The organism is Mesorhizobium sp. M1004, assembly GCF_040318795.1.
Lineage (GTDB): Bacteria > Pseudomonadota > Alphaproteobacteria > Rhizobiales > Rhizobiaceae > Mesorhizobium.
The window spans coordinates 211,564-233,705 of record NZ_JAMYNB010000010.1 but is presented as its reverse complement, the minus strand read 5'-3'; the positions used below and the strand labels follow the sequence as shown (position 1 = coordinate 233,705).

General features: G+C 62.8%; 26 protein-coding genes. 20 read left to right on the top strand and 6 right to left on the bottom strand.

Annotated features, from left to right (window positions below):
* Window position 1 precedes the first annotated feature (1 nt).
* From NKH54_RS21750 to hslV, 3 genes are read right to left on the bottom strand one after another with little or no spacing between them, the layout of a single operon-like run.
* Window positions 2-604, bottom strand: a complete 603-nt coding sequence (locus NKH54_RS21750; RefSeq protein ID WP_353028854.1) for a DUF2585 domain-containing protein — start codon at window positions 602-604, stop codon at window positions 2-4.
* Window positions 605-608: 4 nt separating this feature from the next.
* Window positions 609-1,136, bottom strand: coding sequence for a GNAT family N-acetyltransferase (locus NKH54_RS21745; protein WP_353028853.1), 528 nt, complete (start codon window positions 1,134-1,136; stop codon window positions 609-611).
* The gene (gene hslV, locus NKH54_RS21740; RefSeq protein WP_023672322.1) at window positions 1,126-1,677 is read right to left on the bottom strand and encodes an ATP-dependent protease subunit HslV; all 552 of its coding nucleotides are present in this window, start codon (window positions 1,675-1,677) and stop codon (window positions 1,126-1,128) included. The genes NKH54_RS21745 and hslV overlap by 11 nt, the downstream gene beginning before the upstream one ends.
* Window positions 1,678-1,914: 237 nt before the next feature.
* On the opposite strand from hslV, the gene hisB reads away from it, so the two are divergent.
* The 14 genes from hisB (at window position 1,915) to NKH54_RS21670 (ending at window position 13,169) form a co-directional block, all read left to right on the top strand.
* Window positions 1,915-2,514 carry an imidazoleglycerol-phosphate dehydratase HisB gene (gene hisB, locus NKH54_RS21735; protein WP_023672321.1) on the top strand — a complete coding sequence of 200 codons (600 nt, stop codon included), beginning with the start codon at window positions 1,915-1,917 and terminating at the stop codon, window positions 2,512-2,514.
* 4 nt (window positions 2,515-2,518) lie between these two features.
* A complete protein-coding gene (locus NKH54_RS21730; RefSeq protein WP_353028852.1) occupies window positions 2,519-2,995 on the top strand; it encodes a DUF2628 domain-containing protein in 477 nt (158 codons plus the stop codon).
* A 1-nt stretch (window position 2,996) separates the two neighbouring features.
* Window positions 2,997-3,647 carry an imidazole glycerol phosphate synthase subunit HisH gene (gene hisH, locus NKH54_RS21725; protein WP_353028851.1) on the top strand — a complete coding sequence of 217 codons (651 nt, stop codon included), beginning with the start codon at window positions 2,997-2,999 and terminating at the stop codon, window positions 3,645-3,647.
* A 1-nt stretch (window position 3,648) separates the two neighbouring features.
* Complete coding sequence (locus NKH54_RS21720) at window positions 3,649-3,939, top strand: DUF1330 domain-containing protein (RefSeq protein ID WP_023672318.1); 291 nt, start codon at window positions 3,649-3,651, stop codon at window positions 3,937-3,939.
* 3 nt (window positions 3,940-3,942) lie between these two features.
* Window positions 3,943-4,689, top strand: coding sequence for a 1-(5-phosphoribosyl)-5-[(5-phosphoribosylamino)methylideneamino]imidazole-4-carboxamide isomerase (gene hisA, locus NKH54_RS21715; RefSeq protein WP_353028850.1), 747 nt, complete (start codon window positions 3,943-3,945; stop codon window positions 4,687-4,689).
* A complete protein-coding gene (locus NKH54_RS21710; protein ID WP_023741283.1) occupies window positions 4,686-5,522 on the top strand; it encodes an arginase family protein in 837 nt (278 codons plus the stop codon). The genes hisA and NKH54_RS21710 overlap by 4 nt, the downstream gene beginning before the upstream one ends.
* On the top strand, window positions 5,519-6,325 hold the full coding sequence (gene hisF / locus NKH54_RS21705) for an imidazole glycerol phosphate synthase subunit HisF (protein WP_353028864.1): 807 nt from the start codon (window positions 5,519-5,521) through the stop codon (window positions 6,323-6,325). The genes NKH54_RS21710 and hisF overlap by 4 nt, the downstream gene beginning before the upstream one ends.
* An 8-nt stretch (window positions 6,326-6,333) precedes the next feature.
* Window positions 6,334-6,657, top strand: coding sequence for a phosphoribosyl-ATP diphosphatase (locus tag NKH54_RS21700; RefSeq protein ID WP_023681408.1), 324 nt, complete (start codon window positions 6,334-6,336; stop codon window positions 6,655-6,657).
* A 132-nt stretch (window positions 6,658-6,789) separates the two neighbouring features.
* Window positions 6,790-7,749 carry a type I pantothenate kinase gene (gene coaA / locus NKH54_RS21695; RefSeq protein WP_023672313.1) on the top strand — a complete coding sequence of 320 codons (960 nt, stop codon included), beginning with the start codon at window positions 6,790-6,792 and terminating at the stop codon, window positions 7,747-7,749.
* Between the two features lie 98 nt (window positions 7,750-7,847).
* Window positions 7,848-8,846 (top strand): glycosyltransferase family 2 protein, encoded by a 999-nt coding sequence (locus NKH54_RS21690; RefSeq protein ID WP_353028849.1) that lies wholly within the window; start codon window positions 7,848-7,850, stop codon window positions 8,844-8,846.
* Window positions 8,846-9,616 (top strand): class I SAM-dependent methyltransferase, encoded by a 771-nt coding sequence (locus NKH54_RS21685; RefSeq protein ID WP_353028848.1) that lies wholly within the window; start codon window positions 8,846-8,848, stop codon window positions 9,614-9,616. The genes NKH54_RS21690 and NKH54_RS21685 overlap by 1 nt, the downstream gene beginning before the upstream one ends.
* 7 nt (window positions 9,617-9,623) lie before the next feature.
* Window positions 9,624-10,022, top strand: coding sequence for a GtrA family protein (locus NKH54_RS21680; RefSeq protein ID WP_353028847.1), 399 nt, complete (start codon window positions 9,624-9,626; stop codon window positions 10,020-10,022).
* An 82-nt stretch (window positions 10,023-10,104) separates the two neighbouring features.
* Window positions 10,105-11,622: a hypothetical protein gene (locus tag NKH54_RS21675; protein WP_353028863.1), complete on the top strand. Its 1,518-nt coding sequence runs from the start codon at window positions 10,105-10,107 to the stop codon at window positions 11,620-11,622.
* Window positions 11,619-13,169, top strand: a complete 1,551-nt coding sequence (locus NKH54_RS21670; protein ID WP_353028846.1) for a hypothetical protein — start codon at window positions 11,619-11,621, stop codon at window positions 13,167-13,169. Before NKH54_RS21675 ends, NKH54_RS21670 begins: the two co-directional genes overlap by 4 nt.
* Window positions 13,170-13,195: 26 nt before the next feature.
* On the opposite strand, the gene NKH54_RS21665 is transcribed toward NKH54_RS21670, so the two are convergent.
* The 3 genes from NKH54_RS21665 to NKH54_RS21655 all read right to left on the bottom strand — a co-directional run bounded on the left by NKH54_RS21665 (window position 13,196) and on the right by NKH54_RS21655 (window position 16,105).
* The gene (locus NKH54_RS21665) at window positions 13,196-13,822 is read right to left on the bottom strand and encodes an alpha-ketoglutarate-dependent dioxygenase AlkB family protein (RefSeq protein WP_353028845.1); all 627 of its coding nucleotides are present in this window, start codon (window positions 13,820-13,822) and stop codon (window positions 13,196-13,198) included.
* A 151-nt stretch (window positions 13,823-13,973) separates the two neighbouring features.
* Window positions 13,974-14,408: an alternative ribosome rescue aminoacyl-tRNA hydrolase ArfB gene (arfB, locus tag NKH54_RS21660; protein WP_023672309.1), complete on the bottom strand. Its 435-nt coding sequence runs from the start codon at window positions 14,406-14,408 to the stop codon at window positions 13,974-13,976.
* An 86-nt stretch (window positions 14,409-14,494) separates the two neighbouring features.
* Complete coding sequence (locus NKH54_RS21655; RefSeq protein ID WP_353028844.1) at window positions 14,495-16,105, bottom strand: phosphoenolpyruvate carboxykinase; 1,611 nt, start codon at window positions 16,103-16,105, stop codon at window positions 14,495-14,497.
* Window positions 16,106-16,451: 346 nt separating this feature from the next.
* Here NKH54_RS21655 and NKH54_RS21650 point away from each other — a divergent pair, with 346 nt between their 5' ends.
* The 6 genes from NKH54_RS21650 (at window position 16,452) to ahcY (ending at window position 21,955) form a co-directional block, all read left to right on the top strand.
* Complete coding sequence (locus tag NKH54_RS21650) at window positions 16,452-17,153, top strand: response regulator transcription factor (RefSeq protein ID WP_010912942.1); 702 nt, start codon at window positions 16,452-16,454, stop codon at window positions 17,151-17,153.
* A gap of 85 nt (window positions 17,154-17,238) precedes the next feature.
* The gene (locus NKH54_RS21645; protein WP_353028843.1) at window positions 17,239-19,020 is read left to right on the top strand and encodes a sensor histidine kinase; all 1,782 of its coding nucleotides are present in this window, start codon (window positions 17,239-17,241) and stop codon (window positions 19,018-19,020) included.
* 12 nt (window positions 19,021-19,032) lie between these two features.
* A complete protein-coding gene (locus tag NKH54_RS21640; RefSeq protein ID WP_023672306.1) occupies window positions 19,033-19,494 on the top strand; it encodes an HPr kinase/phosphorylase in 462 nt (153 codons plus the stop codon).
* Window positions 19,495-19,658: 164 nt separating this feature from the next.
* The gene (locus NKH54_RS21635; RefSeq protein ID WP_023672304.1) at window positions 19,659-20,060 is read left to right on the top strand and encodes a PTS sugar transporter subunit IIA; all 402 of its coding nucleotides are present in this window, start codon (window positions 19,659-19,661) and stop codon (window positions 20,058-20,060) included.
* Window positions 20,057-20,347 carry an HPr family phosphocarrier protein gene (locus tag NKH54_RS21630; protein WP_023672303.1) on the top strand — a complete coding sequence of 97 codons (291 nt, stop codon included), beginning with the start codon at window positions 20,057-20,059 and terminating at the stop codon, window positions 20,345-20,347. The genes NKH54_RS21635 and NKH54_RS21630 overlap by 4 nt, the downstream gene beginning before the upstream one ends.
* 207 nt (window positions 20,348-20,554) lie before the next feature.
* Window positions 20,555-21,955, top strand: a complete 1,401-nt coding sequence (ahcY, locus tag NKH54_RS21625) for an adenosylhomocysteinase (protein ID WP_353028842.1) — start codon at window positions 20,555-20,557, stop codon at window positions 21,953-21,955.
* Window positions 21,956-22,142 lie beyond the last annotated feature (187 nt).

Genomic DNA, 22,142 nt, shown 5'->3' with positions numbered 1-22,142 from the left:
ATCACTGAATTCCACTTTGCCACTGCTTGATGGACTCGAACGGATGCAGCAGCATGATCACGTTGAGCGTCAGATTGTCCCGGATGAGGTAGCCGACACCCAGTTCGAAGATGAGGGCGAGGCCGACGATGCTCCATATAGGTAGCTTTCTGGCCATCACAAACCCCAGCACCATGGCCAGCGTGTCGGACACCGAATTGATGATGCTATCGCCATAGTAATCCAGCGAAATGGTGCCGGCGCGGTAGCGTTCGATGATGAACGGGCTGTTTTCCAGGAGTTCCCAGCCGCCCTCGATGACGACGGCGAAAGCCAGGCGCAGACCGATTGGCGAGCGCGGGAACAGGAACCAGGCCAAGGCGTAGAACAGGAAGCCGTGGATGATGTGCGAGAAGGTGTACCAGTCGGAAATATGCTGGGAATTCTCCGAACTGTTCACCACACCGTGCCAGAGTTTGACGTAACCGCAGGTGCAGATCGGCGTGCGGCCAATGCCGTAAAGCGCGCCGGCCTGGAAGATGAGCAGAGCGAGCACGAGCAGAAGCCCCATCCGCCAGCTGTCTTCGTAGGCCGAGTAATTTTTGGCAGTGCCCGGTGTCGCCATCAACTCATTCCCCTTCTTCCACGTCGCTCTCTTTGCCATCGACAGCCATCAGCACCGCGTCGCCATATCTAGAGTGCCTGCGATCAATGACGCGGAATCCGGCCTTTTCATAGGCGCGGATGGCACGGCCATTGCCGGGATGCGGATCGATTATGACGTGCGGCGCGCCTTCCTCGAACAGTTGCTCGACGAATTGCCTGACGATCGCCGAGCCATGACCTTTGCCAACCAGGTCAGGCACGCCGATCGACAGGTCGATGCCGAGCGTGCCGAACGGCTGGTCGGCATAGGGATGGTCCTCTTCCAGATGCGGATCGTAGCTCTGCAGATAGGCGATCGGCCTGCCGTCGAGCTCGACGATCAGCGGCTCTACAGAAATAGAGTCAATGTGCTCCCGGATTTCGGCGATTTCCGTCTCCGGATCGTCCCACCATTCGGCGACATGCGGCTCGGCCAGCCAGCCGGCGATCATCGGCAGGTCTTTTTCGGTAACCGGTCGAAAATCATAGAGCACCGGCGGGTTAGCCGGCATCGAGCGTTTCGACAACGAAGTTGTTGTTGGTGTAGACGCAAATGTCGGAGGCGATCTGCATCGCCTTGCGGGCGATCTCCTCGGCATCCTTGTCGCTGTCCATCAGCGCGCGGGCAGCGGCCAGCGCATAATTGCCGCCGGAACCGATGGCCATGACGCCGAATTCGGGCTCCAGCACGTCGCCGGTGCCGGTGAGCGCCAGCGAAACCGACTTGTCGGCCACCAGCATCATCGCTTCCAGCCGGCGCAGATAACGGTCGGTGCGCCAGTCCTTGGCGAGCTCGACGCAGGCGCGCGTCAACTGGTCGGGATATTGTTCGAGCTTGGCTTCCAGCCGCTCCAAAAGGGTGAAGGCGTCCGCCGTGGCGCCTGCGAAACCGGCAATGACATTGCCGCCTTTGCCGATGCGGCGCACCTTTTTGGCGTTGCCTTTCATGATGGTCTGGCCAAGGCTGACCTGGCCGTCGCCGGCGATCACCACCTTGTTGCCCTTGCGCACCGTCACGATGGTCGTGGCGTGCATGCTCAGTTCATTCGACATTTTTAGCTCCGATTCGCGCGATCCCGATAAGGCGATTGGCGCGCGGTACGAGTGATTTCGATCGGCCATATGTATGCATGGGGCGGGTGATTGCAAACGGCGTACGCCATGGCCGGTGGCTGTCCGCATCGCAACTGGCAATCGCCGGATCATGCTGCTAGAAGGCTTTCGTTTTCAAGCAAATGACAGCTTGGAACCCCGTCTTGAGTTTCGAACCCCTCAGCCAAGGACAAGGTCATGGCGTCCCGTTCCGCCGAAGTCAGCCGCAAGACCAAGGAGACTGAGATCAGCGTCTCGGTCCATGTCGACGGCACCGGAAAATCCGACATGTCGAGCGGCGTCGGCTTCTTCGACCACATGCTGGACCAGCTGTCGCGCCACTCGCTGATCGACATCACGGTGAAGGCCAAGGGCGACCTGCACATTGACGACCACCACACGGTCGAGGACACCGGCATTGCGATCGGCCAGGCGCTGGCCAAGGCGCTGGGCGAGCGGCGCGGCATCATGCGCTACGCCTCTGTCGACCTTGCCATGGACGAGACGCTGACGCGGGCCGCGATCGACGTGTCGGGCCGTCCGTTCCTGGTCTGGAATGTCGCCTTCTCGTCGCCCAAGATCGGCACGTTCGACACCGAACTGGTGCGTGAATTCTTCCAGGCGCTGGCGCAGAATGCCGGCATCACGCTGCATGTCACCAACCATTATGGCGCCAACAATCACCATATTGCCGAGACCTGCTTCAAGGCGGTGGCGCGCGCGCTGCGTTTCGCACTGGAGCGCGACCCGCGCCAGCCGGAAGCGGTTCCCTCCACCAAGGGATCTCTGAAAGGGTAGGCTGATGGCCATCTATGTCGTGATGGAACCGCCAGGCCGCACCGAGGCGGCCGACGCAACCATTTTTGTCCGCGACGGTTTTTCCTGGCTGGCTTTCCTGGTGGCGCCGCTGTGGCTCGCCTGGCACCGGCTTTGGATCGAGGCCGCGCTCGCCTTCGTCGCCATGGGGCTCATCTCGGTGCTCGGCCAATGGCTGGGACTGGACTGGGCCGGCTCCGCACTGTCTTTACTGGTCTCGCTCTATATCGGGCTGGAAGGCCAAGGGTTGCGGCTCGCAGCGCTGCGCCGCCGCGGCTGGCATGAATGGGGCGTCGTCGAAGCCGACAATCCTGACGATGCCGACATCCGCCAGTCACTGGACGCCGAGGCGCTTGCCGATGAGCCGGCGCCGCTGCCGCGCATCGTGCCGGACGCCAGCCTGGCCCGGCCGGCGCAGACCGGGCTGACGCTGGGCCTGAGCCATACGCCGGGAAAAGCCTGAGATGCGGGTCGCGATCATCGATTACGGGTCGGGCAATCTGCGCTCGGCCACCAAGGCCTTCGAGCGCGCCGCGCATGAAGCCGGCATTGCGGCTGCCATCGAGCTGACCGCCGATGCCGAGCGTGTGCGCAGCGCCGACCGCATCGTTTTGCCCGGCGTCGGCGCCTATGCCGATTGCGCGGCGGGCCTGCGCGGCGTCGCCGGCATGTGGGAAGCGGTGGAAGAGGTAGCGATCGCCAAGGCGCGGCCGTTCCTCGGCATCTGCGTCGGCATGCAGCTGATGTCGGAGCGCGGCCTGGAAAAGACCGTGACCAAGGGCTTCGGCTGGATTGCCGGCGACGTCAAGGAGATCACGCCCGCCGATCCGGCACTGAAGATCCCGCAAATCGGCTGGAACACCATCGATCTGGAGCGCAAGCACCCGCTGTTTTCGGGTATTGCGACCGGACCCAAGGGTCTGCACGCCTATTTCGTTCATTCCTACCATCTCGACGCGACAAGGCCGAACGAAGTGCTGGCCGTCGCCGATTATGGCGGCCCGGTAACGGCGGCGGTCGCGCGCGGTAACCTTGCCGGCACGCAATTCCATCCGGAAAAGAGCCAGGCGCTCGGCTTGGCACTGATCACCAACTTCCTGCGCTGGAGGCCTTGAGATGAGCAAGAAGGGCTACTGGATGGCGATGGTCGATGTGACCGATCCGGAAAACTATCCGAAATACATCGCCGCCAACAAAGCGGCGTTCGACAAATACGGCGCGAAATTCCTGACGCGAGGCGGTCAGTCGTCAAGCCCGGAAGGGCCATCCGGCAATCGCCATGTGATCGTCGAGTTCGAAAGCTACGAGGTCGCGCTGGCTTGCTTCCATTCCCCCGAATACCAGGCAGCGCTGAAATTCCGGCGCGCTTATTCGACCTCGCATTTCGCCATTGTGGAAGGGGTCTGAACGGTGATCCTGTTTCCGGCCATCGACCTCAAGGACGGCAAGTGCGTGCGGCTGAAGCACGGCGATATGGCGACCGCGACCATCTACAATGACGACCCTGCGGCCCAGGCCAAGGCCTTCGAAGAGCAAGGGTTTGAATGGCTGCATGTCGTCGACCTCAACGGCGCCTTCAAGGGCCAGAGCGTCAACAGCGCGGCGGTCGGCGCCATCCTCAAGGCGACGAAAAACCCGGTGCAGCTCGGCGGCGGCATCCGCACGCTGGCGCAGATCGAGGACTGGCTCGACCGCGGGCTGGCCCGCGTCATCCTCGGCACGGTGGCGGTGCGCGATCCCGACCTGGTCCGGGAAGCCTGCAAGGAATTTCCTGGAAAGATCGCCGTGGGCATCGATGCTAAGGGCGGTAAGGTGGCGGTCGAAGGCTGGGCCGAGGCCTCCAGCCTCGGCGTCATCGAACTGGCGCGGAAATTCGAAGGCGCCGGCGTTGCCGCCATCATCTACACCGATATCGACCGCGACGGCGTTCTGACCGGCATCAACTGGGATGCCACGATCGATCTCGCCGACGCGGTGTCGATCCCGGTCATCGCCTCGGGCGGGCTGGCTTCGATCGCCGACATCGTGCGCATGACCATGCCCGACGCGAAGAAACTCGAAGGCGCCATCTCCGGCCGCGCGCTCTATGACGGGCGCATCGATCCGGCCGAGGCGCTTGCGGTGCTGCAGGGCAAGGCGATGGAGGCCCGATCTTGAAGATCTCCATCATCCTGGCCTCCTATGACAGCGGCCACTATCACGGCGGCATGGGCCGAGGCCCGGATGCACTCGTCGCCGGCGGGCTGGTCGACGCGCTGACGCTCTCCGGGCATGACGTCGTCGTCACCGATATCGGCAGGGTTGGCGACGAACAGCAGCGCGAGATCGCCACCGGCTTTGCCGTGTGCGGCGCCGTCTCCGGCGAGGTCCGCATCGCCATAGACCGCGGCCGGCTTCCCATCGTGCTGGCCGGCAATTGTCTGACATCGGCCGGTGCGGTTGCCGGCGAGGATGCCGATGCGATCATCTGGGCCGACCAGCATGGCGATCTCAACACGCCGGAGACGTCCATCTTCGGCTTTCTCGACGGCATGGCGCTGGCCACGGTTCTCGGCCTGTGCTGGAAGCCGATGGCCTCGGCCATCCCCGGCTTCAAGCCGATCGATCCGGCGCGCTGCGTGCTGGTCAACGCGCGCGATCTCGATCCGGCCGAAACAGAGCTGTTGAAGACTTTGCCGGTCATCCGCACCGAATGCCCGGACTGGGCGACGGCGAGCACCAGGCTGAAGGCGCCGGACGCGAAGCGGGTGCACCTGCATCTCGATCTCGACGTGCACGACCCCGGGGCGCTGCAGGCCAACCGCTACACCACGCCCGGCGGCCCGGAGCCGAAACAGCTGCGCCAGGCTGTCTGCGGCATGGCCGGCCTGCTGCCGATTTCCGGCATCACCATTTCCGCCTACGATCCGGCGTTCGATGCGCAGGCCGAGGTTCCGCCGCTGGTCGGCGAACTGCTCAGCGAGTTGCTGGCGACGATGGAGAAGGGCTGATGCTGAAGGCCCGAGTCATCCCTTGCCTCGACGTCAAGAACGGCCGCGTCGTCAAGGGGGTCAATTTCGTCGACCTCATCGATGCCGGTGATCCGGTCGAGGCGGCCAAAGCCTATGACGCGGCCGGCGCAGACGAGCTTTGCTTTCTCGATATCACCGCGTCGTCCGACAACCGTGAAACCATCTTCGACGTCGTCGCCCGCACCGCCGAACAATGCTTCATGCCGCTGACCGTCGGCGGCGGCGTGCGCCAGGTGGCCGATATTCGCAAACTGTTGCTGGCCGGCGCCGACAAGGTGTCGATCAACACTGCGGCGGTGAAGAATCCCGATTTCGTCGCCGAAGCCGCCGACAAGTTCGGCAACCAGTGTATTGTCGTCGCCATCGACGCCAAGAGGGTGTCGGCGCCGAAAGAGCCCGGCCGCTGGGAGATCTTCACCCATGGCGGCCGTGAAAAGACCGGCATCGATGCGGTCGAGTTTGCGCGAAAAATGGTCGATCGCGGCGCCGGCGAGATTCTTTTGACCTCGATGGACCGTGACGGCACCAAGGCCGGTTACGACATTGCGCTGACCCGCGCGATAGCGGATGCGGTGCGCGCGCCGGTGATCGCGTCGGGCGGCGTCGGCACGCTCGATCATCTGGTCGAGGGCATTCGCGACGGCCATGCCGGCGCCGTGCTCGCCGCCTCGATCTTCCATTTCGGCACTTACACGATTACGGAAGCCAAGGCGCATATGGCCGAGGCCGGGCTGCCGATGCGGCTGGACTATCCGGTTCAATCCACTCCACAAAGGCTGTAGACTGCGTCATGGCTGAATTTTCGCTGTCCGATCTGGAAACGATCATTGGCGAACGCGCCCGTTCCGGCGACCCGGACTCGTGGACGGCAAAACTGTTCGCCAAAGGCATCGACAAGGCGGCGCAGAAGCTTGGTGAAGAGGCAGTCGAGACCGTCATTGCCGCCGTCAAGGGCGACGAGAAAGCCCTCGTTTCCGAAAGTGCCGATCTCATATATCATTGGCTCGTTGTGCTTGGCATGGCCGGCGTTTCGCTGGGCGAGGTGCTGAAGGAGCTTGAGGGCCGCACCGGCCGTTCGGGCGTCACTGAAAAGGCATCCCGGCCGAAAGGCTGACCGCTAGAGCCGGATGATTTCGGGCCGAGGCCTTATATCTGAATCCGTCTCTAAATTGATAGAGGGAGCATGATGCCGCCCGAAAACCGCTTCACACTTTTCGGCATCATGCTCTAGAGGGCAGGAAACTCGATGGACCAGCTCGCTCCGACCGAGAAATATTCCCCCTATCGTTTCTTCTCGGCCGAGCAATGGTCGAACTTCCGCGCCGACACGCCGATGACGCTGGGCGAAGACGAGATCAACCGTCTGCGCTCACTGAACGATCCGGTCGACCTGGAAGAAGTCAAGCGCATCTATCTGTCGCTCTCGCGGCTGCTTTCGGCGCATGTCGAGGCCAGCCAGTTGCTGTTTCGCCAGCGCCAGGCCTTCTTCAACGCGCTGGATGTGGTCAAGACACCGTTCATCATCGGCATTGCCGGTTCGGTTGCGGTCGGCAAATCGACCACGGCGCGCGTGCTGAAGGAGCTTCTGGCGCGCTGGCCGTCGAGCCCCAAGGTCGATCTCATCACTACCGACGGGTTCCTGTTGCCCAACAAGGTGTTGCGACGCGACAATCTGATGGAGCGCAAGGGCTTTCCCGACAGCTACGATGTCGGTGCGCTGCTGCGTTTCCTCTCGGGCATCAAGTCGGCGCAGCGCAATGTCCGCGCGCCCGTCTATTCGCATTTGACCTATGACGTCATTCCCGGCGAGTTCGTCACCATCGACCGGCCCGACATTCTGATCTTCGAAGGCATCAACGTTCTGCAGCCCGGCAAATTGCCGAAGGACGGCAAGATCGTGCCGTTCCTGTCGGATTTCTTCGATTTCGCCATTTATATCGACGCCGACGAAAAGCTGATCCACCAATGGTACATCGCCCGCTTCATGCGGCTGCGCGAGACGGCCTTCCGCAATCCGGACTCCTTCTTCCACCGCTATTCGCAGCTTTCGGAAGACGCCGCGCGCGCCATTGCGGAAGGCTTGTGGGCCAACATCAACCTGAAAAACCTGCGCGAGAACATCGTGCCGACACGAGCGCGGGCCGACCTCATCCTGCGCAAGGGCGCCAATCATCTGGTCGAGGAAGTGGCGCTCAGGAAACTGTGAAATCCTGCCCTATTGGTTGAAATCAAAGGCTATAACTTAAAGTCATCTTAACCCAGACTTGCCTATTGTTGCGCGTGATCCGCGGGCTTGGGCAGGCAATGAACGCGCCATTCCTTCATATCTATCGGCCAGCAGCAGGCCCCCCCGCGCGTCCGCAAGACGGGACGGCGACCGTTGCGCTGATCGTGCCGGTGCACAACGAGGAAGCCGCGATCGCTCCGTTTCTCAAGGCGGTCTGCGCAAGCATCGACCCGCTGAAGGAAACGTTCGAGCTCATCTTCGTCAATGACGGCAGCACGGACGCCACGCTGGAGCGGCTGATCGAGGCGCAGCGCGCCGATCCGCGCATCCAGGTGATCGACCTGTCGCGCAATTTCGGCAAGGAAGCCGCGATGACCGCCGGGCTCGATTGCTGCGACGCCGATGCCGCCATCCCGATCGACGTCGACCTGCAGGATCCGCCGCATGTCATTCCGCTGCTGATCGAAACATGGCGCGAAGGCTTCGAGGTGGTCCTGGCCAAGCGCACCGACAGGTCGAGCGACAGTTTCGTCAAGCAGCGCTCTGCCTCGATGTTCTACCGCGTCCACAACTGGATCGCGCAGCAGAAGATTCCGCACGATGTCGGCGACTTCCGGCTGATCGACCGCCAGGTGATCGAGGCGCTGCGTTCGCTGCCGGAGCGTCGCCGCTTCATGAAAGGCCTGTTTGCCTGGGTCGGGTTCCGCACCGCAACGGTCGAGTATGTCCGCGACCAGCGCATCGCCGGGCAGTCGAAATTCTCCGGCTGGAAGCTGTGGAACTTCGCGCTTGAGGGCATCACCAGCTTCTCCACCGCGCCGCTTGAGATCTGGACCTATGTCGGCGCTGTCATCTCGGCGCTGTCGTTCCTGTACGGCTTGGTGATCGTCGCCAAGACGATGATCTTCGGTATCGACGTGCCCGGCTATGCTTCGCTGCTGGTCAGCGTGCTGTTCCTCGGCGGCATCCAGCTGCTCGGCATCGGCATTGTCGGGCAGTATCTCGGCAGGGTCTATGCCGAGATCAAACAGCGCCCGATCTACATCGTGCGACGCACATTCGGGGGCACCGACTGATGGAACTCGACGCCTATCGCAACATGGCAGCGACCGAAGACAAGCACTGGTGGTTCTGCGGCCGCCGGGCCATTGCCGAAGCCGTCATTCGTGGTCTTGACCTGCCGCAGGTCGCGAAAATACTTGAGATCGGCGCCGGCACCGGCGGCAACATCGCCATGCTGGAACAGTTCGGTAAGGTCTGCGCAGTCGAAATGAGCGATCTCGCGCGGCAGATCGCGCGTGAGAAGACCGGCCACGACTTTCTTCCCGGTCACCTGCCCGACAACATCCCGGTCGCACCGGCAAGCTTCGATCTCATCTGCCTGTTCGACGTGCTGGAGCATGTCGCCGAGGACGAGGCCTCCCTGGAGGCGATCCGCCACATGCTGAAACCGGGCGGCCGGGTGGTGCTGACGGTTCCGGCGCATCAGTGGCTGTGGAGCACGCATGACGTCGGCCTGCATCACATGCGGCGTTATTCGCGCCGCCTGCTGCGCGGCCGCATCGAGGCCGCAGGTTACCGGATAGACCGGCTGACCTACACCAATGCAGCGCTGTTTCCGGTCGCGGCGCTGGCGCGGCTGGCGGACCGGATGCGCAAACCGGCGCGACCGTCCGGCCATGCGACGCCGCCCGGGCCGATCAACGCGGTGATGCGGGCAATGTTTTCGGCCGAGCGCTGCATCGTGCCCAGCGCTGCCTTGCCGTTCGGCGTCTCGCTGCTGGCTGTGTTTCGCAAACAGGGCGACGAGAATACGGCTCCGGTCTCAAGCCGATTGGCGGCTTGAACAGAGCATGCCGAGGTGTCCAGCCTATCACCGCATGTCGCGCTTTGCGCTTATCGGCATAGGCTCGACGCTGATCTATGCGGTCTGCGCGTTCTTTCTGTCGCGAGGCCAGGGAGCCGGGCCTCTGCCGGCGGCGCTGGCCTCGGTTGCCGCCTACGCCATCGCCGCGCTGTTCTCCTATACCGGGCACAAGTATTTCACCTTCATGTCCGGCGGCAATCATGCCATGGAACTGCCCCGCTTTCTCCTGCTCACCGCATCCGGGCTCATCGTCGCGATTGTTTTACCCGGACTGCTCACGCAGATGCTGGGAATCCCGGTCTCGATCCCGATCCTGCTCACCTGCGTCGCGGTGCCGGTGGTCAACTATATCGTCCTGGGTCGCTGGGTGTTCCGCGATGTCTAGTTCGCAATTCGTCATCTCGCCGCTGACCGGCGAAAGCCTGTCCTCACGGTTGGCAAGGCTCGGCGCGGGTCCATTGCTGCTGATGGGTCTGATCGTCGTGTACGCCGTCTGGCTTTCGACAGTGGCTATACCGACCAATGTCGACGTTTCATGGCTGCTGGTCGTCTGTGACCGCCTGCTCGGAGGCGAGCGGCTCAACACGGATATGCTGGAGACCAATCCACCATTCTCGGTCTGGCTCTACATGCCGTTCATACTTCTGGAGAAGCTTGTCGGCGGGCGCGCGGAACTCTGGCTGACGCTTGGTGTCACCGTCCTGGGTCCGGCCAGCCTGTTCGTGTCCGCTCGAATCCTTGCCCGTGCCGACCCGATTTACCGGCAGCCCCGTGCACTTTGGGCGGTAGCGGTCGCGCTGTTCATGATCTTGTGTTTCCTGCCGGATCAATTCGGCCAGCGGGAGCAGTTCGCGCTGATCGCCCTTCTTCCCTGGCTGGCGCTGCAGTGCGCACGACAACGCATGCCGGACTTCATCGCCGGCTCGCTTACGGAGCGCATCGTGGCCGGGCTGGGTGCGGGCGTGGTGGTTATGGTCAAGCCGCCGTATTTTGCGCTGGCATTGATACTGCCGTCTCTGTGTCTTGCCTTTCAAAGACGGTCGCTGAAACCGCTCTTCGTCCCGGAAAATCTCCTCGGCGCTGCGATCGTCATTACCTACGTCGCTTCGGTTGCGATGTTCGATCGCGCCTATTTCAGCGAAGTGCTGCCTTTCGTACGGGAAATCTATTTGCCTGTGCATGCCACGCTCATCGACAATCTGGCGAATTGGCCGAAGATCGTGCTGCTACTGGCTGTCGCAACCGTCATCGCGACAGGCGGAATGCGAACCATCCACTGGGATTTGAAGATCTTGCTGGCGAGCGCGCTGGGCTTTGTCCCAGCCTTTCTGATCATGGGCAAGGGTTGGCCAAACCATGCGCTTCCGATGGTCGTAGTCGCCACGATTGCATTTGGCGTCCTGCTTTTGCGGTTCGGTGGCTTTCAGAGTGCGGCCAGCATTCGCAAAGCAGCGCTGGTGTTCGGCTGCGTGCTTGTGCTGCAAGTGACGATCAGGGCGCAGTATGCGGCGCTGACCACCGACAGCGAACCGATCGTGCGGGCAGCCGCCGCGATTCGCGGTACGATCGAAAATCCAACGATCGTGTCGATTGCCGGCCAGATGCAAGTTGCGCATCCGCTCACCAGGGTCGTTGGCGGCAGTTTCATAGCGCGCCAGTCTTCCGCCTGGGCGGTGTGGAATGCGGACGTGCTCGCTCGCGACGCGGGCAATCCCGATCAAAGAGAGAAACTGGAAGGCATCCGCGATCAGCTCATTGGTGAACATGCCATCGAGATAGCGTCGAAGAAGCCCGACGTCGTGCTGTCGGGCCCGGAAGCCGGTCCGTCCTGGAACGCCCTGATGCTGCAGGACAAGAGGATTGCGGCCGCTTTGAGGGACTATCGTGTGCTGTATACCGAGCCGCTGATCACCGTCTATCTGCGTTGCACCGTAGGCAGTCATGACTGTCCGGTTGGTCGCCAGGCGAGCGGCAGTTACCAATGACCGTCCTGTCTGATCTCGACGCGCCGAGCAGCCAGCCTGTTGCCAGGCAACACCGTCAGGCCACGTGGGTTCTAATTGCGAGCCTGGCAGTCGTGGCAGCGGCGCCATTCTGGCAGATGCGCTGGGGGGTCATTCCCGATACCAGCTGGCTGATTACGCTGTGCGAACGGATGCTGGCCGGCGATCGCCTCTATGTCGACCTGATCGAGACCAATCCGCCGTTCAGCGTCTGGCTGTATATGCCGGCGGTGTATGTCGCCAACCGGATCGGGGTTGCGCCGGAATACGTCGTCCATGCCTACAGCTATGGATTGTGCGTTTTTGGCCTGTGGTTTGCCGGGTTCATTGCGCATCGCGCCCGGTTCGTCGAAAATCCGGCCCTATACAGGCTGGTGCCGGCGTTTCTGGCACTGCTGGTGGTGTTTCCCGGCAACAGTTTCAGCGAACGGGAGAACCAGGGGATCGCGCTGCTGCTGCCGCTGCTGGCGCTGATGGCCTGGCGCGCCGGCGGCGACCGGCCTTCGGAACCGCAATGGTGGCTGGCCGCGCTGGCCGGCCTGTCGGGCAGCGTCATGGTGCTGGTGAAACCCTATTATGCGGTGATGATTCTCGCGCCGGCGCTTTACGTCGCCTGGCGCCGGCGCAGCATCCGGCCGCTGTTTGCCATCGAATACTGGGTTATCGGCATCGCTTGCGTCGTCTATCTGGCAGCGGTGCTCCGGCTCTATCCCGAGTTCATGCGCGACATCTACCCGGTCCTAGCCGACACTTATATGCGCTACAAGCAATACACGCTGGTGCTGGCCAGCTATGGCCGCACCTACCTGGTCTCGATCTGCCTGTTCCTGCTGTTGTGTCGCGGCCGGGCGCTGTCGCCGCTGGTCGTGGTGCTGGCGATCGCATCGGTCGCCGGCTTCGTTCCGCTGGTCTACCAGGGCAAAGGCTGGGCCTACCATGCCTATCCGGCGGTGGTTCTGATCCTGGCGGCGATCGTGTGCCGTCTCGCCGAACGCTCTTTGGCACCCAATGCCGCGCGGTCGGAAATGGTCCAGAAAACCCTGCTTGCCGCCGTGGTTGCGGGGAACTGGCTGCCGTTCCAATCCACCCAGAAGCCGGAGGCGGACTTCGTCGCCGGCATTCGCGCCGTTACTGATCATCCCGGCGTTGGCTTGATCGGCTCGGGCATCGAAAGTGGTCACCCGCTCGCTCGAATGGCCGGGGGCCGGTGGATATCGGCCTATTGCAGCGACTGGCTTGGCGGCTTCGCCGCCGCCTTTGCGCAGCAGGAACGCGAAGCAGGCGATATAGCCGAGGCGGCGCGGCTGGACGCGCTGGAGCGCAACTTCCTCGACGCCAAGATCCGCGAGCTCAATACCGCCAGGCCCGAGCTGATGATCGTCCAGAAGGCGGATGTATCATGGGTCTCGCACGTGATGGCGCGTAACGATTTCGCCAGCTTCATGAGCAACTATCGGCTTCAGGCTGAGGACGGGACCGTCCGCGTCTACCTTCGCAACGGCTCGGGAAAAGTCGCCGCGAGCGACTGAGACGGCCACCCCCGAGGCACGCCAGGTCAAGGATTGACCCGCCGCAGCGTCAGATTGATGCGGCCGCCATTCCTCAGCAGCGCCGAGGTCGACGGATAGATGCGGTCGACGCCGTGGAAGCAGAGCCGGCCTTCGCCGCCGAGCACGACGACGTCGCCGCTTTTCAGGCGGAACGATTTGGTGCCGCCGTCGCGTGTGGCCCCCCTGCCCGTCACTTGGCCGACCCGGAACAGGCAATCGTCGCCAAGTGACACCGAGACCACTGGGGCCGAGAAATCGGCTTCGTCGCGATCCTGGTGCAGACCCATTTTGGCGTCCTGCGTATAGAAATTGACCAGGCAGGCCTCCGGCGGATTCGGATAGGCGGCGACCTCCTGCCACAATTGCATCAGCGCGTTTGGGATCGGCGGCCATGGCTCTCCGGTGAGTGGGTGCGTTGGCTGGTAGCGATAGCCCAGCTCCTTGTCGGTGACCCAGCCGAGCGTGCCGCAATTGGTCATGCGCACGCTCATCTCCTTGCCGGTCCGCGGCATCGCCGGCACGTACAGCGGCGCCCGCTGTACAATGGTCCTCACCTCTTCCACCAGCGCTTCCTGCGCCGCGCGGGACAGATAACCAGGCAAGTGGCGGACGCCTTTGGGCAGAACGAGCATGACTTCGCCTCCGGTTGATACTGAAACCATGCCACCGCCAATCAGAAACGGCGACCCGAAAGCCACCGTTGTCGGCCTCCCTTTCTGTGGCAATGGCGAAACCTTGCGGCTGCGGCAGGGGAGGCCGCTTTATGCGCAGTCGGCGCGGTCCTTAGTCGTTCTCTACCCGGCCGCGCAGCTTTTTGATCGTGCCGCGCCCTGCCTTGCTTTGCAGCCGCCGCTCCACCGAGCCTTTCGACGGCCTGGTCTTCTTGCGCGGCGGCGGCGGCGGTTCCGCGGCCTTGGCGACCAGCGCCGTCAGCCTTGCCCGGGCATCGGCCCGGTTCTGCTCCTGGGTGCGGAAGCGGCCGGCCTCGATGACGATGACGCCGTCCTTGGTGGCGCGCTGGCCGGCGAGCTTGATCGTGCGCGCGCGCACGCGTTCGGACAGGCCAGCTGCATTGGCGGCGTCGAAGCGCAATTGGACGGCGGTCGCCACCTTGTTGACGTTCTGGCCGCCGGGACCCGACGAGCGGATGAAATCCTCGTGCAGGTCGCCCGGATGGATTACGGCTTCGTCTGATATGATGATGTCGTCGATAGGCATGCCGCAGTCATGGCGCGGCGGACCAAAAAAGAAAAGGCCCGATCGAGACCGCGCCTTTCAAGGATGCTTCGGTGAAGATGCCTGGACTATTCCGCAGCTTCCTGCAGGCGGGGTGCTGCGCCGAGCACGACGGCATCGACATGGCTCTCGAATTTCTCGAAGTTGACGGCGAACATGCCGACCAATCGCGCTGCCTGCCGGTCATAGGCTGCCTTGTCGGCCCAGGTCGAACGCGGGTCGAGAATGGCGCTCTCGACGCCAGGCACAGCTACCGGCACCTCGAAGCCGAAATTGGCGTCGGTGCGGAAACCGGACGCCTTCAGCGAACCGTCAAGCGCTGCGGCCAGCAAGGCGCGCGTCGCCTTGATCGGCATGCGCTTGCCGGTGCCGTAGGCGCCGCCGGTCCAGCCGGTGTTGACCAGCCAGCAATCGGCGCCGTGGCGGGCGATCAGCTCACGCAGCAGATTGCCGTATTCCTTGGGGTGGCGCGGCATGAACGGGGCGCCGAAGCAGGTCGAGAAGGTCGCTTCCGGCTCGGTAACGCCCTTCTCGGTGCCGGCCACCTTGGCGGTGTAGCCGGAGAGGAAGTGATACATCGCCTGCGCCGGGGTCAGCCGTGCGATCGGCGGCATGATGCCGAAGGCATCGGCGGTCAGCATGATGATGTTTTTCGGGTGGCTGGCCCGTCCGCTCTTCGAGGCATTGGGGATGAAATCCAGCGGATAGGCGCAGCGCGTGTTTTCGGTGAGCCGGCCGTCGTTGAAGTCCGGCACGCGGTCGGCGTCGAGCACGACATTTTCCAGCACCGTGCCGAAGCGCTGCGTGGTGGCGAAAATCTCCGGCTCGGCCTCGGCCGACAGCCGGATCGTCTTGGCGTAGCAGCCGCCTTCGAAGTTGAAGATGCCGTGCGGTCCCCAGCCGTGCTCGTCGTCGCCGATGAGCGTACGTGACGGATCGGCCGACAGCGTCGTCTTGCCCGTCCCGGAAAGCCCGAAGAAGATCGCCGCGTCGCCGGCCGGGCCCTCATTGGCCGAGCAGTGCATGGGCATGACGCCCTTTTCCGGCAGCAGATAGTTCAGCATGGTGAACACCGACTTCTTCATCTCGCCGGCATAGGAGGTGCCGCCGATCAGAACGATCTTGCGGGTGAGATCGACCGCAATCACCGTTTCGGTGCGGCTGCCGTGGCGGGCCGGATCGGCGCGGAAGGACGGCAGGTCGATGATCGTCATCTCCGGCACGAAATCCTCGAGTTCGGCGGCCTGCGGGCGGATCAAAAGATTGCGGATGAACAGCGAGTGCCAGGCGAATTCGGTGATGACCCGCGTCGGCAGCTTCAGCTCGGCATCGGCGCCGCCGACGAGGTCCTGCACATAGAGATCCCTATTCGCGGCGTGGACAAGGAAATCGGCGAGCAGCATTTCGAACTGGCCCGCCGAAATCGCCTTGTTGTTGTCCCACCAGACATGGGGCTCGGTGGCGCCATCGCGGACGACAAACTTGTCCTTGGGCGAGCGGCCGGTGTGCTGGCCGGTCTCGGCAAGCAGCGCGCCGCCGGCGGTCAACCGGGCCTCGCCACGGCGGATCGCTGCCTCATAAAGGGCGGCCGCACCAAAATTATAATGCACCGTGCCGGTGGTTTTCAGGCCGATACGATCGATCGCGCAAGCAGAATTGCGTTTGCCGACTTCCGACATCAAGGGTCCCTTCTTCTGGAATCGCCGCACTTTGCCGTCGTATTTCCGGCAGGCCCGCGAAGTGGGCTAAGATGGTCAGAACCAGAAAACCCAAATGATATCAAATCATTAATCGATTTAAAAAAATTGAAAGTTGTTTAAATCGTTTATATATGCAAAAAATTACAGTGGTTACCCAAAGGATTGGCCAGGGTCAGGCGTCCAATCTGCATAGAGGTGCGGGATGGGTCACCGGCAACCCTTCCGTGACAGCGGACGGAGCCTGTGCCACATTTTGTACCTAATTTGTCCTGCAAAAGCCCCTTCTCTAAGACAGAAGGGACAGCTCATGAGGGAGCCGCTTGAAATGGCAACAATCGCGCTTGTCGATGACGACCGCAACATTCTGACATCGGTGTCGATCGCCCTCGAGTCCGAGGGGTATCGCGTCGAGACCTACACGGATGGTGCGTCGGCGCTGGAAGGCCTGGCGGCGCGGCCGCCGAATCTCGCCATCCTCGACATCAAGATGCCGCGCATGGACGGCATGGAGCTGTTGCGCCGGATGCGGCAGAAGTCCGACCTGCCGGTGATCTTCCTGACCTCGAAGGACGATGAGATCGATGAGCTTTTCGGCCTCAAGATGGGCGCCGACGATTTCATCCGCAAACCGTTCTCGCAGCGCCTGCTGGTCGAGCGGGTGCGCGCCGTGCTGCGCCGCGCCAGCGCCCGCGAAGCTGCGGCAAAGGCGCCCAGCCAGCAGGCCCGTTCGCTGGAACGCGGCCAGCTCGTCATGGACCAGGAACGCCATACCTGCACCTGGAAGGGCGAGCCGGTGACGCTGACGGTCACCGAATTTCTCATCCTGCACTCGTTGGCGCAGCGCCCAGGCGTGGTAAAAAGCCGTGATGCGCTGATGGATTCCGCCTATGATGAGCAGGTCTATGTCGACGACCGCACCATCGATAGCCACATCAAGCGGCTGCGCAAGAAGTTCAAGGCCGTCGATGACGACTTCGAAATGATCGAAACCCTTTACGGAGTCGGATACCGGTTCCGCGAAGCTTGAGTTGATGCATGTCGCCCAAAAGTGGTCGCGGTTTTTGGGACGACGACATGCATAAAACCAAAGACTAGGCGGGAGCTGCTATTCGATGGTAGTGGATGTACAGCGGAGCAGACGGACGAGCGCTGTCAGGCGGTCGCGGATTCTGCCCGCATTCCTGTCGAGGTTGACGGTGCCGATGCGCCGCTTCCTCGGCCACCACATCTTTTCCAGCCTGACCCGGCGCATCCTGTTCCTCAACCTGGCCGGCCTCGCCGTGCTGGTCACTGGCATCCTCTATCTCAACACCTTCCGCGACGGGCTGATCGACGCCCGCGTCGAAAGCCTGATGACGCAGGGCGAGATCATCGCCGGCGCCATTGCCGCGTCGGCGACGGTCGAGACCGATTCGATCAGCATCGATCCGGAAAAACTGCTCGAACTGCAGGCCGGTGAAAGCCTGGGGCCGGGCTCCGACCAGCTCGACAATCTGGATTTCCCGATCAATCCCGAGCGCGTCGCGCCGGTGCTGCGGCGGCTGATTTCGCCGACGCGCACCCGGGCCCGCATCTATGACCGCGACGCCAATCTGCTGCTCGATTCGCGCCATCTCTATTCGCGCGGCCAAATCCTGCGCTACGACCTGCCGCCGGTCGAGGACGAGCAGCCGGATATGCTGGAGCGCGTGCAGAAATTCGTCTTCGACTTCTTCCGCAACAAGGACCTGCCCGTCTACCATGAGCAGCCGGGCGGCAACGGTGCGGCCTTCCCGGAAGTGGTCAAGGCGCTGACCGGCAGTCCATCGACGATCGTGCGGGTGAGCGAACAGGGCGAGCAGATCGTTTCGGTGGCGGTGCCGATCCAGCGCTTCCGTGCCGTTCTCGGCGTGCTGATGCTGTCGACGGAAGGCGGCGACATCGACAAGATCGTCGCCGCCGAACGCAAGGCTATTTTGCGCGTGTTCGGCATCGCCGCCCTTGTCACCGCCATCCTGTCGATGCTGCTCGCATCCACCATCGCCAATCCGCTGCGCCGGCTATCGGCGGCGGCAGTGCGGGTGCGGCGCGGCGTCAAGAGCCGCGAGGAGATCCCCGACTTTTCCGACCGCCAGGACGAGATCGGCAATTTGTCGGTCGCGGTGCGCGATATGACCAATGCGCTCTATGCCCGCATCGAGGCGATCGAAAGCTTCGCCGCCGATGTCTCGCACGAGCTGAAGAACCCGCTGACGTCGCTGCGCAGCGCGGTGGAGACCTTGCCGCTGGCCAAGAACGACAATTCACGCGGCAGGCTGATGGAGATCATCCAGCACGATGTCCGGCGTCTCGACCGGCTGATCACCGACATTTCCGATGCCTCGCGCCTAGACGCCGAACTGGCGCGTGAGGATGCCGCCACGGTCGATTTGAAGAAATTCATCACCGATCTCGTCGCCGTGTCGCGCGAAGCGACGCGCAACAAAAAGGCTGTCGAGATCGAATTCAAGGCCGCCAAGCTGCCGCAAGGCGTCAAAGGCTATTTCGTCACCGGCCATGATCTCAGGATCGGCCAGGTCATCACCAATCTGATCGAGAATGCCCGCTCCTTCGTGCCGGAGGACCACGGCCATATCGCCATTTCCCTGGCACGCTCGGGCAAGGTCAACATCGTCACCGTCGACGACAACGGCCCCGGAATCCGCGCCGACGCCATCGACCGCATCTTCGAGCGCTTCTACACCGACCGCCCGGCCGGCGAGGCGTTCGGCCAGAATTCGGGGCTTGGCCTGTCGATATCCAGGCAGATCGTCGAAGCCCATGGCGGCACGCTGACCGCCGAGAACATCCCCGGCACCAAGCCCGGCGACATCAAGGGCGCGCGCTTCGTCGTTACGCTGCCGGCAGAAGGCTGATCGCGGCTGCGCATGCCCGATCCCACCGCGGAACCCGAGAACATCCATGCCACCGCAGTCCTGATTGGCGAGCGGGGCGTCCTGATCACCGGGCCGTCCGGCTCGGGCAAGACAACGCTGGCGCTGGCGCTCATCGACCATTTCAGCCGGCTCGGGCTGTTTGCGCGGCTGATCGGCGACGACCAGCTGTTTGTCGCGGCGCGTTTCGGGCGGCTGGTCTGCCATGCGCCCGCCAGCATTGCCGGCCTCGCAGAGGTGCCCGGGCTTGGTCCGAAGCCGCTTTTGTTCCAACCTGTGGGGGTCATCGACCTTACGATCCAGCTGGTTGCCGCAAACGCTGTGGAGCGTTTCCAGGAAGAGTCGAGCGCGACCATTGCCGGCTGTGTGGTGCCGCGCATCGACCTCGTTCAGCGCAACGTCACTGCGGCTTTGCCGGCGGTAATGGCGCGGCTGGCGATTGCGCCTTTCGTATGATCCGCCGCCGGTTTTTTGCTGCAATGCGTCAAATTGGCCATGGCCGACGCAATTTTGGGCTTGTCAACGCGCCGCGCGTCGACAAGATAGCGCTCCCGCCGCCTGGGATGGCCGGCGAGCATAAAAAGCGCCTGTGAAGCGGCGATGACGGGAGCCACCATAGAATGATCGGACTCGTGCTTGTAACGCACGGTCAACTGGCCGCCGAGTTCCGCCATGCCGTGGAACATGTCGTGGGGCCACAAGACAATTTCGAAACCGTGGCAATCGGCGCCGATGACGATATGGAGCAGCGTCGGCGCGATATCGTCGACGCCGTCGGCCGCGTCGACACCGGGACCGGCGTCATCGTTCTGACCGATATGTTCGGAGGCACGCCTTCCAACCTCGCCATTTCGGTGATGGAATCCGGTCGCACCGAGGTCATCGCCGGCATGAACCTGCCGATGCTGATCAAGCTGTCGTCGATCCGCAAGGGCGACAACATGGCGACCGCGCTCGACGAGGCGCAGGCCGCGGGGCGCAAATACATCAACGTCGCAAGTCAGCTGCTGAGCAGCAAATGAACGCGCTGTCGCCCGGTGAGATCGTGCGCGAGTTCCCGATCGTCAACCAGCGCGGCCTGCATGCGCGCGCCTCGGCGAAGTTCGTCCAGGTCGCCAGCGGCTTCGACGCCACCGTCCATGTCGAGAAGGATGGTCTCAAGGTCGGCGGCACCTCGATCATGGGGCTGATGATGCTGGCGGCGAGCCCCGGTTATTCGATCCGCGTCACCGCCAGCGGCGCTGAAGCCGCAGCGGCGATGGACGCGCTGGAGCAGCTGGTCGCCTCGCGCTTCGGCGAAGAGTGCTGAAGTTTTTGCTTTGAACGCCGTTGTCCCAAAACCGCGGGATACTTTTGGGCGGCATGCATCCCCGTAAAACACATACGCGCATAAAGATTTCTTTATATCCCATTGTCGTCTTGGCGGCGATCTGCTAGTCAGGCCGGCATTCCGCGCCCTTCGACGCGCCGTGTGGCGCAGGCGCATTCTGAAGACAAATCACACCGGAGCACTGCCATGACAGGTAGCAATGACTATGTGGTCGCCGACATCTCGCTTGCCGGCTGGGGCCGCAAGGAACTCGATATCGCCGAAACCGAAATGCCGGGCCTGATGGCCTGCCGCGAGGAATTCGGCGACAAGAAGCCGTTGAAAGGTGCGCGCATCACCGGCTCGCTGCACATGACCATCCAGACTGCGGTGCTGATCGAGACGCTGAAGGCGCTTGGCGCCGATATCCGCTGGGCCTCGTGCAACATCTTCTCGACCCAGGACCATGCGGCCGCAGCCATCGCCGAGGCCGGCATCCCGGTGTTCGCCGTCAAGGGCGAGTCGCTCGAGGAGTATTGGGACTATACCGACAGGATCTTCCAGTGGGCCGATGGGGGCCTCTCCAACATGATCCTCGACGATGGCGGCGACGCCACCATGTACATACTGATCGGCGCCCGCGCCGAGGCCGGCGAGGACGTGCTGTCCAACCCGCAGAGCGAGGAAGAGGAATACTTCTACGCCCAGGTCAAGAAGCGCCTGAAGGCCTCACCCGGCTTCTTCACCAAGCAGAAGGAAGCCATTCGCGGAGTCACCGAAGAGACGACGACGGGCGTCAACCGGCTCTACCAGCTGCAGAAGAAGGGTCTGCTGCCCTTCCCGGCGATCAACGTCAACGACTCGGTCACCAAGTCGAAGTTCGACAACAAATATGGCTGCAAGGAATCGCTGGTCGACGGCATCCGCCGCGGCACCGACACCATGATGGCCGGCAAGGTTGCGGTCGTCTGCGGCTATGGCGACGTCGGCAAGGGCTCGTCGGCTTCGCTCAAGGGCGCCGGCGCCCGCGTCAAGGTCACCGAAGTCGATCCGATCTGCGCGCTGCAAGCGGCGATGGACGGCTTTGAAGTCGTCACGCTGGAAGATGCCGCACCGACCGCCGACATCGTCATCACCACCACCGGCAACAAGGATGTCGTCACCCTCGACCACATGCGCTCGATGAAGGACATGGTGATCGTCGGCAATATCGGCCACTTCGACAATGAGATCCAGGTCGCGTCGCTGCGCAACCTGCAATGGACCAACGTCAAGCCGCAGGTCGACATGATAACCTTCCCGGACGGCAAGCGGATGATCCTGCTGTCCGAGGGGCGCCTGCTCAACCTCGGCAACGCGACCGGTCATCCGAGCTTCGTGATGTCGGCTTCGTTCACCAATCAGGTGCTGGCGCAGATCGAGCTCTACACCAAGCCCGGCCAGTACCAGAACCAGGTCTATGTGCTGCCCAAGCACCTCGACGAGAAGGTGGCGCGTCTGCATCTCGACAAGCTTGGAGCCCGCTTGACCGAACTTTCCGGCGAACAGGCCGCCTATATCGGCGTGACCCCGCAGGGTCCGTTCAAGCCGGAACACTACCGCTATTAGCCAAAGCGGCGTTTACCACTAGATATTGAAGCCGGGCGATTGACTTTTCGCCCGGCTTCTTTTTTGCGCGGATGATTCTTCACGCCGATTCCAGCACGCGCTATTGTGCTGATTCGTGGGCCGGGGACGAGGCCGGCGTACGCATCGAGAGCATGATTCGAACCGAAGGACCGCGTCAGCGAAAAGT

Coding starts and splice junctions, on each gene's coding strand:
- NKH54_RS21750 (WP_353028854.1), bottom strand. CDS start 604: ATGGCGACACCGGGCACTGCCAAAAATTACTCGGCCTACGAAGACAGC.
- NKH54_RS21745 (WP_353028853.1), bottom strand. CDS start 1,136: ATGCCGGCTAACCCGCCGGTGCTCTATGATTTTCGACCGGTTACCGAA.
- hslV (WP_023672322.1), bottom strand. CDS start 1,677: ATGTCGAATGAACTGAGCATGCACGCCACGACCATCGTGACGGTGCGC.
- hisB (WP_023672321.1), top strand. CDS start 1,915: ATGGCGTCCCGTTCCGCCGAAGTCAGCCGCAAGACCAAGGAGACTGAG.
- NKH54_RS21730 (WP_353028852.1), top strand. CDS start 2,519: ATGGCCATCTATGTCGTGATGGAACCGCCAGGCCGCACCGAGGCGGCC.
- hisH (WP_353028851.1), top strand. CDS start 2,997: ATGCGGGTCGCGATCATCGATTACGGGTCGGGCAATCTGCGCTCGGCC.
- NKH54_RS21720 (WP_023672318.1), top strand. CDS start 3,649: ATGAGCAAGAAGGGCTACTGGATGGCGATGGTCGATGTGACCGATCCG.
- NKH54_RS21700 (WP_023681408.1), top strand. CDS start 6,334: ATGGCTGAATTTTCGCTGTCCGATCTGGAAACGATCATTGGCGAACGC.
- coaA (WP_023672313.1), top strand. CDS start 6,790: ATGGACCAGCTCGCTCCGACCGAGAAATATTCCCCCTATCGTTTCTTC.
- NKH54_RS21690 (WP_353028849.1), top strand. CDS start 7,848: ATGAACGCGCCATTCCTTCATATCTATCGGCCAGCAGCAGGCCCCCCC.
- NKH54_RS21685 (WP_353028848.1), top strand. CDS start 8,846: ATGGAACTCGACGCCTATCGCAACATGGCAGCGACCGAAGACAAGCAC.
- NKH54_RS21680 (WP_353028847.1), top strand. CDS start 9,624: ATGCCGAGGTGTCCAGCCTATCACCGCATGTCGCGCTTTGCGCTTATC.
- NKH54_RS21675 (WP_353028863.1), top strand. CDS start 10,105: ATGGGTCTGATCGTCGTGTACGCCGTCTGGCTTTCGACAGTGGCTATA.
- NKH54_RS21670 (WP_353028846.1), top strand. CDS start 11,619: ATGACCGTCCTGTCTGATCTCGACGCGCCGAGCAGCCAGCCTGTTGCC.
- NKH54_RS21665 (WP_353028845.1), bottom strand. CDS start 13,822: ATGCTCGTTCTGCCCAAAGGCGTCCGCCACTTGCCTGGTTATCTGTCC.
- arfB (WP_023672309.1), bottom strand. CDS start 14,408: ATGCCTATCGACGACATCATCATATCAGACGAAGCCGTAATCCATCCG.
- NKH54_RS21655 (WP_353028844.1), bottom strand. CDS start 16,105: ATGTCGGAAGTCGGCAAACGCAATTCTGCTTGCGCGATCGATCGTATC.
- NKH54_RS21650 (WP_010912942.1), top strand. CDS start 16,452: ATGGCAACAATCGCGCTTGTCGATGACGACCGCAACATTCTGACATCG.
- NKH54_RS21645 (WP_353028843.1), top strand. CDS start 17,239: ATGGTAGTGGATGTACAGCGGAGCAGACGGACGAGCGCTGTCAGGCGG.
- NKH54_RS21640 (WP_023672306.1), top strand. CDS start 19,033: ATGCCCGATCCCACCGCGGAACCCGAGAACATCCATGCCACCGCAGTC.
- NKH54_RS21635 (WP_023672304.1), top strand. CDS start 19,659: ATGATCGGACTCGTGCTTGTAACGCACGGTCAACTGGCCGCCGAGTTC.
- NKH54_RS21630 (WP_023672303.1), top strand. CDS start 20,057: ATGAACGCGCTGTCGCCCGGTGAGATCGTGCGCGAGTTCCCGATCGTC.
- ahcY (WP_353028842.1), top strand. CDS start 20,555: ATGACAGGTAGCAATGACTATGTGGTCGCCGACATCTCGCTTGCCGGC.